This is a genomic window from Xylanimonas ulmi (genome assembly GCF_004216535.1).
GTDB classification, from domain to species: Bacteria; Actinomycetota; Actinomycetes; order Actinomycetales; family Cellulomonadaceae; genus Xylanimonas; species Xylanimonas ulmi.
The window spans coordinates 3,563,711-3,578,497 of record NZ_SGWX01000001.1 but is presented as its reverse complement, the minus strand read 5'-3'; the positions used below and the strand labels follow the sequence as shown (position 1 = coordinate 3,578,497).

11 protein-coding genes are annotated in these 14,787 nt (G+C 75.2%); 3 read left to right on the top strand and 8 right to left on the bottom strand.

Annotation, left to right across the window (positions count from 1 at the left end; translation table 11 throughout):
• Positions 1-51 precede the first annotated feature (51 nt).
• Both EV386_RS16410 and EV386_RS16405 read right to left on the bottom strand, forming a co-directional pair.
• On the bottom strand, positions 52-1,080 hold the full coding sequence (locus tag EV386_RS16410) for a CU044_5270 family protein (protein ID WP_130416363.1): 1,029 nt from the start codon (positions 1,078-1,080) through the stop codon (positions 52-54).
• Entirely contained in the window at positions 1,077-1,658 is a 582-nt protein-coding gene (locus EV386_RS16405) for an RNA polymerase sigma factor (RefSeq protein ID WP_165399978.1), read from the bottom strand. Before EV386_RS16405 ends, EV386_RS16410 begins: the two co-directional genes overlap by 4 nt.
• A 144-nt stretch (positions 1,659-1,802) precedes the next feature.
• On the opposite strand from EV386_RS16405, the gene EV386_RS16400 reads away from it, so the two are divergent.
• Together EV386_RS16400 and EV386_RS16395 are read left to right on the top strand one after the other, a co-directional pair.
• The gene (locus tag EV386_RS16400; RefSeq protein ID WP_130416361.1) at positions 1,803-2,750 is read left to right on the top strand and encodes an ABC transporter ATP-binding protein; all 948 of its coding nucleotides are present in this window, start codon (positions 1,803-1,805) and stop codon (positions 2,748-2,750) included.
• Positions 2,747-5,359 carry an ABC transporter permease gene (locus tag EV386_RS16395; RefSeq protein WP_130416360.1) on the top strand — a complete coding sequence of 871 codons (2,613 nt, stop codon included), beginning with the start codon at positions 2,747-2,749 and terminating at the stop codon, positions 5,357-5,359. The genes EV386_RS16400 and EV386_RS16395 overlap by 4 nt, the downstream gene beginning before the upstream one ends.
• Before the next feature lie 42 nt (positions 5,360-5,401).
• On the opposite strand, the gene topA is transcribed toward EV386_RS16395, so the two are convergent.
• The 5 genes from topA to EV386_RS16365 all read right to left on the bottom strand — a co-directional run bounded on the left by topA (position 5,402) and on the right by EV386_RS16365 (position 13,056).
• A complete protein-coding gene (gene topA, locus EV386_RS16390; protein ID WP_130416359.1) occupies positions 5,402-8,197 on the bottom strand; it encodes a type I DNA topoisomerase in 2,796 nt (931 codons plus the stop codon).
• A gap of 198 nt (positions 8,198-8,395) precedes the next feature.
• Positions 8,396-9,313 carry a phosphatase PAP2 family protein gene (locus EV386_RS16385; RefSeq protein ID WP_130416358.1) on the bottom strand — a complete coding sequence of 306 codons (918 nt, stop codon included), beginning with the start codon at positions 9,311-9,313 and terminating at the stop codon, positions 8,396-8,398.
• A 150-nt stretch (positions 9,314-9,463) separates the two neighbouring features.
• The gene (locus tag EV386_RS16375; RefSeq protein WP_242608018.1) at positions 9,464-11,233 is read right to left on the bottom strand and encodes a DUF7059 domain-containing protein; all 1,770 of its coding nucleotides are present in this window, start codon (positions 11,231-11,233) and stop codon (positions 9,464-9,466) included.
• Between the two features lie 13 nt (positions 11,234-11,246).
• A complete protein-coding gene (locus EV386_RS16370; RefSeq protein WP_130416357.1) occupies positions 11,247-11,819 on the bottom strand; it encodes a hypothetical protein in 573 nt (190 codons plus the stop codon).
• A gap of 139 nt (positions 11,820-11,958) precedes the next feature.
• Positions 11,959-13,056 (bottom strand): hypothetical protein, encoded by a 1,098-nt coding sequence (locus EV386_RS16365; protein ID WP_130416356.1) that lies wholly within the window; start codon positions 13,054-13,056, stop codon positions 11,959-11,961.
• Between the two features lie 88 nt (positions 13,057-13,144).
• Between EV386_RS16365 and EV386_RS16360 the strand changes: the two genes are divergently transcribed.
• Positions 13,145-13,687, top strand: coding sequence for a DinB family protein (locus tag EV386_RS16360; protein ID WP_242608017.1), 543 nt, complete (start codon positions 13,145-13,147; stop codon positions 13,685-13,687).
• Positions 13,688-13,845: 158 nt separating this feature from the next.
• On the opposite strand, the gene EV386_RS16355 is transcribed toward EV386_RS16360, so the two are convergent.
• The gene (locus tag EV386_RS16355; protein WP_242608016.1) at positions 13,846-14,739 is read right to left on the bottom strand and encodes a VOC family protein; all 894 of its coding nucleotides are present in this window, start codon (positions 14,737-14,739) and stop codon (positions 13,846-13,848) included.
• Positions 14,740-14,787: the final 48 nt, after the last annotated feature.

Sequence of the window (14,787 nt, the reverse complement as noted above, 5' to 3'; positions counted from 1 at the left end):
GGCACGAGTCGACGACAAACTGCCGCGCTGACCTTGATCAGTGGTGGCCGCTCAGCAGCTCATGTATGGGTCTGAGCCAGGACCGCACAGCGGGGGCTGCGGCTCAGGGGCGGAGTCGCGCGGCCCCTGCTCGACGAGGGTCGAGACGAGCGGCCACGTCCCGTCGGGCAGCGTGGACCGCCGTTCGAGCAGCGCGCCCGTCCTCGGGTCGAGCACCAACACGATCACGTACCAGTCCGCGAACCGCGCCTCGACGGCGGTGCCCTCGCGCCCGACCGCGTCAGTCTCGGAGCCCAGCAACCTCACCTCGGGGATCCCTGCGAGCACCTGCCACAGGGCGCGGCGCAGCGTCGGCTCGGCGGGGCTGCCCAGGAGGAGCTGTGAGGTGATGTCCCACAGGTCGTAGTCACGCCCATGACCCGAGTCGGGCGTCGCGTCGAGCAGCGCGGCGCGCAGCGCGACCTGCTCCGTCGGCAGCGCGTCGACCTCGTCCCACGTCAGCCCGCCGAAGGTGGGAACGGCCGGGTGACCGTCCTCGTCGAGACCGTAGTCGGACACGCGCACGTCGTCCGGGTTGATCGTCGTCGTCCCAGCCTCAACCGCCCGGAATGCGCCCGAGACCTCGTCCCGGGCGACGCCGCGCTCGCGCGAGAGCCAGTCCTCGCGCTGATAGGTCATCGGCGTGGCCGCGCCGGCGGCGCCCACCGGAATCTGGTCCTGAACCTGCCAGCGCAAGTACCAGTACTCCCCGGTCGCCTGCGGCTGCAACGCCGCCGCGTCGGCCGCCTGCAGCAGCACGACGTCGGCCGACGCGGTGCTCGGCGCCAGCACCGCCGCTGCGACCACGGCGAGCACGGCGGCGCCGGCCGCGGCGAGGCGGGCCTTGGCCCGGGGCAGGCGCCGCCGCCTCGGCTCCGCGGCCGCGGCGACGCCGCGCGGCGTCGCCTCCAGCCGGGACAGCAGGGCCTGCGCGCGCGCGGCCTCGGCCGCGGTGAGGTCGAGGCGCGGGGCCGGGTCCGCGTCGGCGACACGGCGCAGGAGCGGGTCGCGCAGTTGCGGGTCGGTGAGCGAGGCGTTCATGACAGCCCTCCGGGGGAGAACACGGGTGCGGTGGACGGGAAGGGCGACGGCGCCGGGCACGAGGCGGGCTCCGCGTCGGGGTCGAGGTCGACGTCGTCGAGCAGGCGGGACAGCCGCCGTCGGGCGCGTGACAGACGCACCGAGAACGCGGCGCGCGTGCAGCCGAGCACCGCGGCGGCCTCGGCGCCGGTGAGCCCGTCCCAGGCGACCAGCGCGATGGCCTCACGGTCGGCGTCGCTCAGACGTGACCACGCCAGGCGCAGGTCGAGGGACACGGTCGCCAAGCCGTGACCGCCGTCGTCGGGCAGGTCGCGCTCGCGCTGCGCCCGCAACTCCAGGCGCTGCCGTCGCCCGGTGGCGCGGGCGTGGCCTGCTGCGACATTGCGCGCGACGCCGAACAGCCACGGGCGCACCTCGTGCGGCACGGCGTCCCAGCGGTCCCACGCGATGGCGAAGACCTCAGCCGCGAGGTCCTCGGCGTCCGACGGCGGCACGCGTCGTCGGAGGTAGGCGAGCACGCCCGGGTAGTGGGCGCGGAAGACGGCGCCGAAGTCCGGCGCGGGCGCCCCGGTGCTCACGATCGGTTCCTTGGTCTCATACCCGTACATGGTCCGTCAGGGGCGAGGTGCAACAGGCTCAGACAGAGACACGCGCCACACGCCTCGTCCTCGCGGACGCGTCTCGCCCTCGCGGGTCGGGGTGGGGCCGGTCAGCATGGGGGTATGGATCTGGCTCGGGGACGGCATCGCGCGGCGCAGGACGAACAGGCGGCCACCGATCCGCCCGCTCGGGCATACGCACGCGACCTCGTGCGCACCTACGGGACCGGGCCGACCCAGGTGCGGGCGCTCGACGGCGTCTCGGTCGACTTCGCGCAGGGGCGGCTGACGGCCATCATGGGCCCCTCCGGCTCAGGCAAGTCGACGCTCATGCACTGCATGGCCGGCCTCGACCAGCCGACGAGCGGCGCCGTCGTCGTCGACGGCGTCGAGGTCTCGGCGCTGTCGCAGCGCCAGCTCACGCGGCTGCGCCGCACCCGCATCGGGTTCGTGTTCCAGGCCTACAACCTCGTGCCCACGCTCACGGCGGCCGAGAACATCACGCTGCCGCTCGACATCGCCCGCACACCGGTCGACCGCGCCTGGTTCGACGAGGTGGTCGACGCCGTCGGCATGCGCGCCCGCCTCCACCACCGGCCGAACGCGCTGTCGGGCGGCGAGCAGCAGCGCGTCGCGTGCGCGCGGGCGCTGGTGGGCCGCCCGTCGGTGGTGTTCGCCGACGAGCCCACGGGCAACCTCGACTCGCGCTCCTCACGGGAGGTGCTCACGTTTCTGCGCCGCAGCGTCGACGAGCTGGGCCAGACCGTCGTCATGGTCACGCACGACCCGCGCGCGGCCACCTACGCCCACCGCGTGCTGCTGCTCGGGGACGGGCGCATCACCGCCGACCTCGACGCGCCGACGCGCGAGCAGATCCTCGCGGCGGTCGGCGCCGACGACGAGGCCGACGACCCGCGCGACGGCGCGACGACGAGCGGGCCGCTCACGGGACGGCACGCGGCGGTGCCCGCGCCGGGGGCGGTTTCGACAGGCTCAACCACCGGCGGGGTTTCGACAGGCTCAACCACCGGGGTTTCGACGGGCTCAACCAGCGGGGGGTCGGGTCAGTGATCCGGGTCGCGCTGCGCGGAGTCCGCGAGCACCTGGTGCGCTTCAGCCTGTCGGTGCTCGCGGTCACGCTCGGCGTCGCGTTCGTCGTCGGCACGTTCGCGTTCCGCGGCATGCTCTCCTCGACGTTCGACGCCATCATCACCACCTCGGTCAACGCCGACGTCTACGTCCACGGCGCCGACGAGGTCACCGCCGACCTCACCCACCCCGGGACGGGGCCGACGTCGACCGCCGGGTTCGGCCCGCAGCGCAACCCCGTCCCCGCCACGCTCGCCGACGACGTCGCGTCGGTCGATGGCGTCCAGCGCGCCGTGCCCGACTTCTCGGGCCCGGTGGTGCTGGTAGGCGCGGACGGCACCGCCGTCGTCACGTCGGGGCCGCCGTCGCTGGGCTTCGCGATCGACCCCGAGTACCCGACCGCCCACCTCACCGAGGGCGCGTGGCCCGCAGACGGCCAGATCGTGCTGGAGACGGGCGCGGTCGAGGCGTCGGGGCTGCGCACGGGCGACGTGACCACGGTGGTGCTCGGCGACGCGCCGCGCGAGGTCACCGTCTCGGGAACCTTCGCGATCGACGCCTCGGCGGCCGGGGCGGTGCTGGTCGGCTTCGACACCGCGACCGCGCAGGCGGCGTTCGCCCCCGACGGCCTGGTGGCGCAGATCTCGGTGTACGCCGACCCCGGCGTCAAGGAGTCCGCGCTCGCCGCACGTGTGGCCGCCGCGCTGCCCGCGAGCGCCGACGCACAGGCCGTCACGGGCGCGCAGGTGCGCGCGCAGGCCCGCGAGTCGATCCAGGAGGTGCTCGGGTTCCTGCAGACGTTCCTGCTGATCTTCGCGGCGATCGCGCTGGTGGTCGGCGCGTTCATCATCGCCAACGCGTTCGCGATGGCGGTGCGCGAGCGCCAGCGCGAGAACGCGCTGCTGCGCGCGATCGGCGCCTCGCCCGCGCAGGTGTTCGCGACGGTGCTCGCACAGGCGCTCGCCGTGGGGTTGGTGGGCGCGGCGCTCGGGGTGGGCGGCGGAGTCCTGCTGGTGCACGCCATCCGCGCGGTGCTGGCCCGGTTCGGCATGGCGCTGGGCGGCGACGTGCCGCTGTCGGGCGGCCAGGTCGCGCTGGCCGTGGCCCTCGGCACGGTCCTGTGCCTGGTCGCCGCCGCGCTGCCCGCGCGCCGGGCCGCGCTCGTGCCTCCCGTGCAGGCGATGCGCGAGGACGTCGCGCCCGAGCGCGGCACGGGCCGGCGCGCGCTGGTGGGGGCGGCGCTCGCCGTCGTCGGCGCCGGGACCCTGGCGCTGGCCTCGCGCCTCGGCTCGGCGCTAGACGCCGCGGTCACGGGGTGGGCGTGGCTCGACGGCGCGAACCCGCGCGTGGTGCTGGGTGTGGGCGCGGGTCTGCTGCTGCTCGGCGTGCTGGTCGGCTCGCCCGCGATGGCGCGCTGGGTGCTGCGCGCGTTGGGCGCCCCGGCGGCGTTCGCGCTCAAGCCGCTCGGCGGCCTGGCGCGCGGCAACGTGACGCGCAACCCGCGCCGCACGGCCGCCACGGCGGGGGCGCTGCTCATCGGCATGGCCCTGGTGGCCTGCACGGGCGTCATCGCGGCCTCGACCGAGGCGTCGGTCGCGACCGTGGTGCACACCGAGCTGCGCGCTCCGCTGCTGGTCGACTCGGCCACGCTCCAACTGCCCACGGGCGCCGTCGACGCGGTGCGCGCCGTGCCCGGGGTGGGTCGCCTCGACGTCGTGCGGCTGGGCTCGACGGGCGCGGCCGTCGGGGACGGCGACGCGCAGGCGGTCGAGCTCGCGGGCGTCTCGGACGCGTTCTTCCGCTCGGCGCTGCGGGTCGAGCCGCTGCAGGGCGACCCGTCGGCGGCGCTCGCCGACGGCGAGGCGGCCGTGGCGCGGCGCACGGCCCGCACGCTCGGCCTGCAGGTGGGTGACCAGGTGCGGCTGGGCCTCGGCGCCGGCACGACGGCGGTGCGCGTCGGGGCGGTCTTCGACTCCCAGGTGGTCGCCGTCGGCGTCGTCGTGCGCGACGACGTGTTCGACGGCGTCATCCCGGCCGCGCAGGCACGCGTGCGGGCCGCGTACGTCACTCCTGCGGACGGGACCGACGTCCCCACGCTGCGCACCGACCTGCGCGAGGCCGTCACGCCGTTCCTGGTGCTCACGGTGCGCGACCGCGACGAGACGGCGTCGGCGGTGGCCGACCAGGTCGACCAGGCGATCGCGATCCTCTACGCGCTGCTCGCGCTGTCGATCGTCATCGCGCTGCTAGGCATCGTCAACACGCTCGCGCTGAGCGTCATCGAGCGCACCCGCGAGATCGGGCTGCTGCGCGCCGTCGGGCTGGGGCGCCTCCAGCTCGCCGGGGTCATCGCGCTCGAGTCGGTGCTGATCGCCGTCTACGGCACCGTGCTGGGCGTGGCCACGGGCATCGCCGTGAGCGCGGCCCTGCCCGGCGTGCTGGCCGACGAGGGGCTCAGCCGCCTGGCGGTCCCGTGGGGGCAGGTGCTCGCGGTGCTGGGCGTCGCCGTCGTCATCGGGCTCGTGGCGAGCGTCGGCCCCGCGCTGCGCGCGGCCCGGCTGCCCGTGCTGGAGGCCGTGACGGTCGAGTGACCGGGTGACGGCTCGAACGGGCGCCGCCGCGCCGCGCGCTCGCTACTTCGCCGTGGCGCGCTTCCGCGTCGTGGCCGGCTTGCGCGCGGCCGGCTTGCGCTTGGCGGGGCCCGCCGCACGCTTCTCGGCCAGCAGCTCGATGGCGCGCTCGGGCGTGATCGTCTCGGGGGTCAGGTCACGCGGCAGCGTGCGGTTGGTCTCGCCGTCGGTCACGTAGGCCCCGAAACGGCCGTCCTTGACCACGATCGGCTTGCCCGACGTCGGGTCGTCGCCCAGTTCGCGCAGCGGCGGGGCGGCCGCCCCCCGCGCGCCGCGACCCCGCTTGGGCTCGGCGTAGATCTTCAGCGCCTCATCCAGCGTGACCGTGAACAGCATGGCCTCGCTCGCGAGCGTGCGGGAGTCGGTCCCCTTCTTCAGGTACGGGCCGTAGCGGCCGTTCTGCGCGGTGATCTCCTCGCCCGACTCGGGGTCGGCGCCCACCACGCGCGGCAGCGACAGCAGCTTGAGTGCGTCGTCGAGCGTCGCCGTGTCCAGGGCCATGTCCTTGAACAGCGACGCCGTGCGCGGCTTGGGCAGCGCGGCGAGCGCCTTCTTCTTGGCCGCGGCCGACAGCCCCGGGTCGAGCTGCGGCTCGGGCAGCACCTCGGTCACGTAGGGCCCGTAGCGCCCCGCCTTGGCGATGATCTCGTGCCCGCTGACCGGGTCGGTCCCCAGCACGCGGCCGTCGTCGCCGCCCGCGGCGAGCAGCTCGCGCGCCTTGGCGATCGTCAGCTCGTCGGGCGCCAGGTCGTCGGGCACCGAGGCGCGCGGCGGGTTCTGGCCCTCGGCGACGGGCGCCGACAGGTCCTCGATGTACGGGCCGTAGCGGCCCACGCGCAGGCGCACGCCGTCGCCGATCTCGACCGAGTTGATGCTCACGGGGTCGATCTCGCCGAGGTTCTCGACGAGGTACCTCAGGCCCTTCGCGGCGCCGGGGGCATCGGGAGCGTTGGGGGCATCGGGGTCATCGCGATTGGGGTCGGCGCCGGGGCCGAAGTAGAACTCGGTGAGCCACGCCACGCGCTCCCGCTCGCCCGCCGCGATCTCGTCGAGGTCGGCCTCCATCGCCGCGGTGAAGCGGTAGTCGACGAGCGACCCGAAGTGGTCCTCCAGCAGCTTGGTCACCGCGAACGCGAGCCAGGTGGGGATGAGCGCCTGACCCGAGGTGCGCACGTAGCCGCGGTCCTGGATGGTCGAGATCGTCGCGGCGTAGGTCGACGGGCGCCCGATGCCGAGCTCTTCGAGCGCCTTGACCAGCGACGCCTCGGTGAACCGCGCGGGCGGGGTGGTGCTGTGCCCGTCGGCCGTCAGGTCGCGTCCGTCGAGCGCGTCGCCCTCGGCCATGCGCGGCAGGCGCGCGTCCTTGCCCGAGGCGGTGGCGGCGTCGGCCTGCTCGGTGTCGGTGCCCTCCTCGTAGGCCGCGAGGAATCCGCGGAACGTGATGACCGTGCCCGACGCCGCGAACACCGCGTCACGCCCGGCGAGCTCGCCCGCCGCGTCGGACAGGACGGCGGCCAGCCGCACCGACGCCGTCGAGCCCTTGGCGTCCGCCATCTGCGAGGCGACGGTGCGCTTCCAGATGAGCTCGTACAGCCGGAACTGGTCGCCGCTGAGCTCTCGCGCCACCTGGGCGGGGGTGCGGAACGAGTCGCCCGCGGGGCGGATGGCCTCGTGCGCCTCCTGCGCTCCCGCCGACTTCGACTGGTACAGCCGCGGCGCGCCCGGCACGTACTCGGGGCCGTACAGCTCGGCGGCCTGGCGCCGCGCGGCGTCGATCGCCTCGGCGCTCAGCGTCGGGGAGTCCGTACGCATATAGGTGATGTAGCCGTTCTCGTACAGCGACTGCGCGGTGCGCATCGTGGCGCGCGCGTTCATGCGCAGCTTGCGCCCGGCCTCCTGCTGCAGCGTCGAGGTGGTGAACGGCGCGGCGGGCTTGCGCGTGTACGGCTTGGTCTCCAGCGAGCGCACCGCGAAGTCCGCGCCCTCGGCCCGCTGTCCGCCGAGCCCCGCGACGACGGCGTGCGCCGTCGCCTCGTCCACGTGCACGACGCCGGTGCGGACCTTGAGCCGCCCCTTGTCGTCGAAGTCGCGGCCCGAGGCGACGCGGTCGCCCGCGATCGCCGACAGCCGCGCGGTGAACTGCGTGCCGGCGTCCTGCCCCGACGTCGGGGCGAACGCGCCCGTCACGTCCCAGTACGACGCCGGCACGAACGCCATGCGCTCGCGCTCGCGCTCGACGACCAGGCGCGTGGCCACGGACTGCACGCGGCCTGCCGACAGGCCCTGACGCACCTTGCGCCACAGCACCGGCGAGACCTCGTAGCCGTAGAGGCGGTCGAGGATGCGCCGCGTCTCCTGGGCGTCGACCAGGTCGGTGTCGAGCTCGCGCGTGCTCTCCAGCGCCCGCAGGATCGCCTCGCGGGTGATCTCGTGGAACACCATGCGCCGCACGGGCACCTTGGGCTTGAGCTCCTGGATGAGGTGCCAGGCGATGGCCTCGCCCTCGCGGTCCTCATCGGTGGCGAGGAAGAGCTCGTCGGCCTCCTTGAGCGCCTTCTTGAGCTCGCGGACCTTGGCCTTCTTGTCCGCGTAGACCTCGTAGTAGGGCTCGAACCCGTTCGTGACGTCGACGGCGAACTTGCCGAAGGGGCCCTTCTTCATCTCCGCCGGCATCTCGGAGGGCTGCGGAAGGTCCCGGATGTGGCCGACGCTGGCCTCCACCTCGAAATCGTTCCCGAGGTAGCCGGCGATCTTGCGAGCCTTGGTCGGCGACTCGACGATCACAAGCTTGCGTGGCATCCGTTCCTGCTCTCCGGAGAGTTCCCTTGCGCGACCCTTCGGCGTGCCGCGGGTGTTCACGGTACGCCCTCACCGTCGGGGCACCATACCCGTGGCCGCCGAACGCCGCCCGTGATCGCCGCCCTGCGACGCGGCCGGCGGGGCCGTGCGAACGCCCCGACAGGCCCGTGATCAGGCCGCCCTCAGGCCCACGAGCGCTCAGTCGGGCTCGGGCCGAGCCGTCGCCTGCCGGACGACCAAGATGACCGCGAACGCGACCGCCGTCACCGCGACCACACCCGCCACGCCCCCCGCGTACGCCGTGACATCACCCGCCAGCGGCAGGTCGCTCCACGCCCCGCCGCGCGCCCCGTCGAGCGCGCCGAACGCGACGAAGCCCGTGGCCGCGCCGACCGCCGCCAGCAGCGTCGCGACGACGACCGACCCGGACCGGCGGCCCCCGGGCCCCTCCAGCACGTCGAGCGAGGACCGTGAGCCGAACGCGCACACCGCGCCACCCCACGCGAGCACGACCAGCACGCCGGCGACGACGTCGGACGGGCGGTGCCACTGGCCGACGAGTGTGGAGACCCCGGTCGCCGCCGTCCAGATCGCGCCGAGCGCCGCCACGGCGGGGCGCCAGGCGCGCGGCGCCGCGAGCAGCAGCGCGAGCGCGACGGACGCGGCCACGGTCGTGTGCCCGCTCGGCAGCGTGTTGGGGCCGGACCAGCCGGGCAGCAGGTGGGGGCGGTCGTAGACCGCGTACTTGAGCACCTGGGTGGTGAGGTTGGCGCCGCCGACGAGGACGGCGACCTGCAGTGCGAGCGCCCACCGCCGTCGGACGAGGGCGACCGTCATGGCTGCGGCGATGCCCGCGACGACGAAGGCGACCGAGACGACGTCGAGCACCGGCTCGGCGACCGTCCACAGCCGGTACTGGCCGTGCTCGGCGCCGGCGAGCGCGAGCCCGTCCACGCGCTGACCGGCCTCGCTCGCGACGAAGATCCGCCAGGTCAGGTGGACGCCGGCGGCGGCCACGAGGGCGACGGCCAAAGCCAGCACCCGCGGCCACAGGCGAGGCACGGGTCGCTGCACCGGCACAGGGTACCGGGGTGCGGTGCGGGTGGCGTCGAGCATGCCCTGACCGTAGCCAACGGTTGTGACGAGCCTGTGATCCTCCGGGACGCACCGCGCGACAAGTCGGCGCGCGAGGTCACTCGGCCCGGCTGGGCGCCGGGTCACGACGCGAGGTCACGACGCAGGTGGCGGCGCCGGGTCGGCGTCAGGTCACGCGGGGCGCAGGAACCCGTCGCGCACCAGGCCGCGCACCGCGGGAAGCAGTTCGTCGCGCAGCGCAGTTGGCGTCGCGCCCAACGCCCCGGCCTGCTCGAACAGGGCCGCGAGCGCCCCGATGATCTGCCCGACGGTGAGTTCGCCGTCGCACGCGCCGACCAGTGCGGCCAGCGCCGTCGAGGCGTGCACCCCGCGCCCCAGTCCGTCGCCCTGCCGGATGACGACGACGTTCGGGTCGGGCATCCCGGGCGTGAGGTACCGCTCCTCGGTCACATCGGGCGCCACCACGAGGCGGGCGGCCACGAGCGCGTCGTCGGTGCGGGTGGCGAGCCACTCGTGGGCCGCAAGCGACGCCGCCAGGTGCGGGCCGAGCGGCTGGCGCACCGCGCCCGTGTGCTCCTCCAGGCGCCGCAGCCGAACCCGACCGCTGGTTGAGCCTGTCGAAACCCCGCCCACCCCACCGCTGGTTGAGCCTGTCGAAACCCCGCCCACCCCACCGCTGGTTGAGCCTGTCGAAACCCCACCCACCCCACCGCTGGTTGAGCCTGTCGAAACCCCACCCCTGGGCGCGACAGTCTCACCCTCCGGCCCGCCCGGGCGGCGCAGTGTGACGATCCCGAACCCGATCGCCTCGACGTCGCGTGAGGCGAAGTCGTCGAGCCACGCGCCGTACGCGCCGGCCCACGCGTCGGGGTCGCGCTCCGGGGTGGTCCCCCCGTCGCGGATCCAGGTCTCGGCGTACTCGGCCGGGTCGAGCACCTCACGCTGGATGACCCAGCCGTCGAGCCCTGACGCGTCGAGCCACGAGCCCACGCGCTCGGTCCACTCCTGGCCGCGCCGGTGCTCCCAGTTGCCCAGCAGCTGGGCCGTGCCGCCGGGCGCGAGCACCGAGCCGACCGCCACGATCAGGTCGCGCACCAGGTCGTCGCCCGCACGCCCGCCGTCGCGGTACTCGAAGTCGCCCAGAGCCTCGCGCATCGCGAGTCCCGCGGCGCCCGCGTGCGGCGTGATGACGAACGGCGGGTTGGAGACGACCAGGTCGAACTCCTCGCCCGCCACGGGTTCGAGCATCGAGCCGAGCCGCAGGTCGAACGCGTCAGCGTCACCGAGATTGAGCCCCGCGTTGAACCGCGCGAACGCCAGCGCCCGCGCCGAGATGTCGGTGCCCACCACGGTGTCGGCGTGCCGCGAGGCGTGCAACGCCTGGATGCCGCAGCCCGTGCCCAGGTCGAGCACCCGCCCGACCCGCTCGCGCACGGTGACCTGCCCGAGCGTGAGCGACGCGCCACCCGCGCCGAGCACATGGTCGTTGGCGATGGCGCCGCCGCGCGCGAGCTCGCCCAGGTCGGAGGCGAGCCACCAGCGCACGTCGCCCGCGGCGTCGGTGGCCGCGTAGGGCGCGAGGTCGACGGCGGCGCGCACCGCGTCGTCGTCGCCCTGACCGGCCGCGACGGCGAGCCCGGCGCGCACCAGACCCTCGGCGCCCGTGGCGGGCAGCGCGGCGTCGAGCGCGGCGCGCGGCGTGTGACCACCGAGCAGGAACAGGCGGGTGAGCGTGGCGCGCGGGTCCCACGCGCGCGGCGCCCGGCCCGCGACGGCGGCCTCGACAGCGCGTCGGGCGGGCAGTGCCTGCTCGCGGCGCAGCGCGGCCGCGCCGAGCTCGCCCACGAGGTCGGCGACGCCGTCGACCGTGAAGGCCGCGGACTCCAGGTCGGCGCGCAGCGCGGCGAGGGCAGCCTCGTCGGCGGCGGGGGCGGCGCTCATCGGCCGAGGCCCATCAGCCGGCGCAGCCCGACTTGAAGAAGTCGGTGATCCGCTCGCCCGCCGCGGTCGCCTCCTGGGTGTCCTCGGCCGAGACGGTGCGTGACATCGCGGCGGAGACGGCGTCGGCGTCGGACGCGTCGACGTCCTCCAACGCGGCGTTGACCCGGTCGAGGTAGCGCGACATGGTCGCCCACGAGTCCGCGATCGCGTCGGGGACCTCGACGCCGGACATCGCGTCGGCTGCGACACGGAAGCTGTTGACCAGCGCGCGCGGGTGGTCCGCGCTGAGGTTCACCAGGGCTTGGTTGGCCTGGTTCCACGTGGCCTGCAGCGCGGGGCAGTCGACGCCGTCGCCGGTGTCCTCCTGCTCGTCCGGCTCCTGTGCGCCCCCGTCCGACTCGGGCACGACGGCGTCGGGCGCCACCACGACGGCCGACGGCTCCGGGGCGGGCGTCGGGTCGGGCGCGTCGGTGGGTCCGCCGCAACCGGCGAACAGGGCTGCGGCGAGCGCCCCCACCGCGACACGCGCCGCTGCGGCGCGCGCATGGCGGGCGCATCGGATCGGGGTCGTTCGGGCAGGTCGCACCGTTCCATGGTCGCCCACCCGGGCGCGCGAGGCGAAATCGTGGGCGCTGGCGGCGGGACCGGCCGGCGCCGAGCGCGGCGGGCCTCCCGGCGTCGTCGGGCGCGCAGAACGCTCCCGCGACGACCGGGCTCGGGCGGCCTCAGTCGGCGCAGTCGCCTCGCAGATACGCCGTCACGCGTGCCGACGCGGCGGTCGTGGCGGTGGTGTCGAGCGTCGAGAGCGCCGCCCCGACGGCGGCGGTGATCGCGTCGCCGTCGCCCGCGTCAACCTTGTCGACGGCCTGGGCGACCGTGTCCACATAGTCCTTGACGGCGTCCCAGTCGGCGGCGACCGCCGGGGGCGGGACGGCCTCGGCGAGCGCCTCGCTCGCACCCCGGAACCCGGTCCGCAGCGTCGCCGGGTTGTCGGCCGTCATGCCGACCTGGCTCGACGCCGACTGCGCCCACGCGACCTGCGCGGCGGCGCACTGCTCGGGCGACGCGGGCAGGGCGTCGGCGTCGTCGGCCGGCGAGCCCGCACGCGCCGCGCCCGTGGCCAGTCCCGCGCCCAGCGCGACCGCGGCCGCCGCGACGAGCGCGACGCGGTGGTCGAGCAGGCGGGGAACCGCGAGCCTGCCGCGCACCGAAGAGCGGACGCGGGGCCAGCCCGCGGGTCGCCGCCGCGAGGGCGCCTCGACGGCCTGGGTCCGCCGCGGAGGCGCCTCGGCGGCCGGGCTGCGCCGCGAGGGCGTTTCGGCGGTCGCGGGACGAAGCGGGTCGGGCGACTCGCTGGACTCCAGCAGCAGCGCGCCCTGCGACCGCTGGGACCGCGCAGGGCGCCCGGGCTCCGCACGACGCCGGGATTCCGCACGACGCTCGGACTGCTCAGGTCGCTCGGACTTCAGAACGCTCGGGGACTCAGCAGGGCGCTGGGACTCCGGAAGGCGCTGGGACTCCGGAAGGCGCTGAGGCTCGGAGCGGCTCTGGGCCGCCGCGGGCTGTGGCGGGCGCCGCTCCAGCGTGAAGAGTTGCTCAGGCGCCAGGCGCGGGGCCTGCGCACCCGCCTGATCGAGGACGGGCGAGAAGACCGGCGTCGCCGTCTTGCCCGGCGACGGGCGAGGCGTGGGAGTCAGGCTCAGGGCCGACGGCGTGGGCGCTCCCGCCCCGGTCGGCGCCCACGGCGCGGCGGGGGCCGCGGGTCGGCGGACCGCACGCCGCGCGCGCCCCTCGGGCGCGGGTGACGTCGTGGACCGTTTCACGCTCGGAGCGTAGCGCGCTGTCCCAGCAGGTAGAAGGGCCGCCCAGCGCCACTTGACCGCGGCGCCCGGCGCGGGTCATCCTCCGCGCGTGACGTCCGCGACGACAGGCCTGTGGGTCGACCCCGAGAACGACCCCCGCACGACGGGCTCCGACCCCGTGGGCGAGAAGGAGACGGTCTGGGAGTACCTGTGCCGTTACCGCATGACGCTGGTCATGAAGTGCGAGGGACTCGACGCCGAACAGCTCGCGCGCCGTTCCGTGCCGCCGTCGACGCTGTCACTGCTGGGCGTCGTGCGGCACCTGGCCAACGTCGAGCACCACTGGTTCCAGCGCGTGCTGGCAGGCAGGAGCACGCCGGGCCCGTTCGAGCTGCCCGATGTCGCCGACCACGACTTCGACGGCGCCTCGCCGACCGACGCCTGCGTGACCGAGGCGTGGGGCGAGTGGCACCAGGCGGTCGAGGCGGCTGACGACGTGTTCTGGTCGGAGGAGATGGACCGCGAGGTCCCCGTGGGCGACGGCACGGTCGAGGCGCGCGACGTGCTGATCCACATGGTCGAGGAGTACGCGCGGCACATGGGGCACGTGGACCTGCTGCGCGAGTGCCTCGACGGCCGCACCGGCCTCTGACCCCCGCGCCCACGGTGACCGGTTGCCGGTGACGGCAACCCGAGTCACCCTGCGAGTTCGAGCATTCGGTGAGTTGTTCGAGCGCCCGGGGGCTCGAACACGACCCGAATGCTCGAACTCGCGGGGCGCCGCGGAGCGCGAGCGGCGTGGGCGGCGGCCTATGCCGCGACGACCACCTCCAGGTGGTTGCGCCACGGGTCGTCGAACCGCAGCGTTGCGCCGTCGTCGGCCACGGCGACGCCCGCGTGCCGCAGCCGGTCGCGCAATGCGGCGGCGGCGTCGGCGGTGGGCGCCTCGACGCCGATGGTCGCCAGCCCGAGCGTCGACGCGCGCGGCCCCGCTCCCCGCGAGGCCCAGGTGTTGACGGCGAGGTGGTGGTGGTACCCGCCGGCGGAGACGAACAGCGCCCCGGGCGCCGTCGCGGTGGGCTCGAACCCGAGCGTGTCGACGTAGAAGGCGCGGGCCGCGGCGAGGTCGCCCACCTGCAGGTGCACATGCCCGACGACGGCGGGCGTCGCGGCGGCCGCGGCGCGCTCCTGCGCGTCGCGCGGCAGATGCTCGGTGAGGAACCCGTTCGGGTCGAGCCACAGCGTGTCCATGCGGATCTGGCCGTCGTCCCACGCCCACGTCTCGCGTGGGCGGTCGTGGTAGAGCTCGACGCCGTTGCCCTCGGGGTCGGTGAAGTAGAAGGCCTCGGAGACCAGGTGGTCGGCGCTGCCGACGTAGGTGCCCGGCGCGTGCGCGGCGACCGAGGCGAGCGCCGTCGCGAGTTGGGCCGCGCCGTCGTACACCACGGCCGTGTGGAACAGCCCGGCCTCGCCCCGGCGCGGCCGTGGCAGGCCGGGCGTGCGGCGCAGCACGACGACGGGGGCCTCGTCGCGGCCGAGCACCGCGGTCTGCGCTCGCTCGGCTGGGCTGAGGGCGAGCGTGTCGGGCACGTCGATCTCGTCGAGCAGCAGCCCGTCGCGGTAGTAGGCCGTCATGACGTCGAGGTTCTCGACGTGGAGGGTCACCGCGCGCATGGCGGTGCCCGGGGGGAGGAGGTCGTCCACGACGTGGGCAACCCTCGGGAGGGGGCGAAAAGTCCCGTCCCGAGGGCG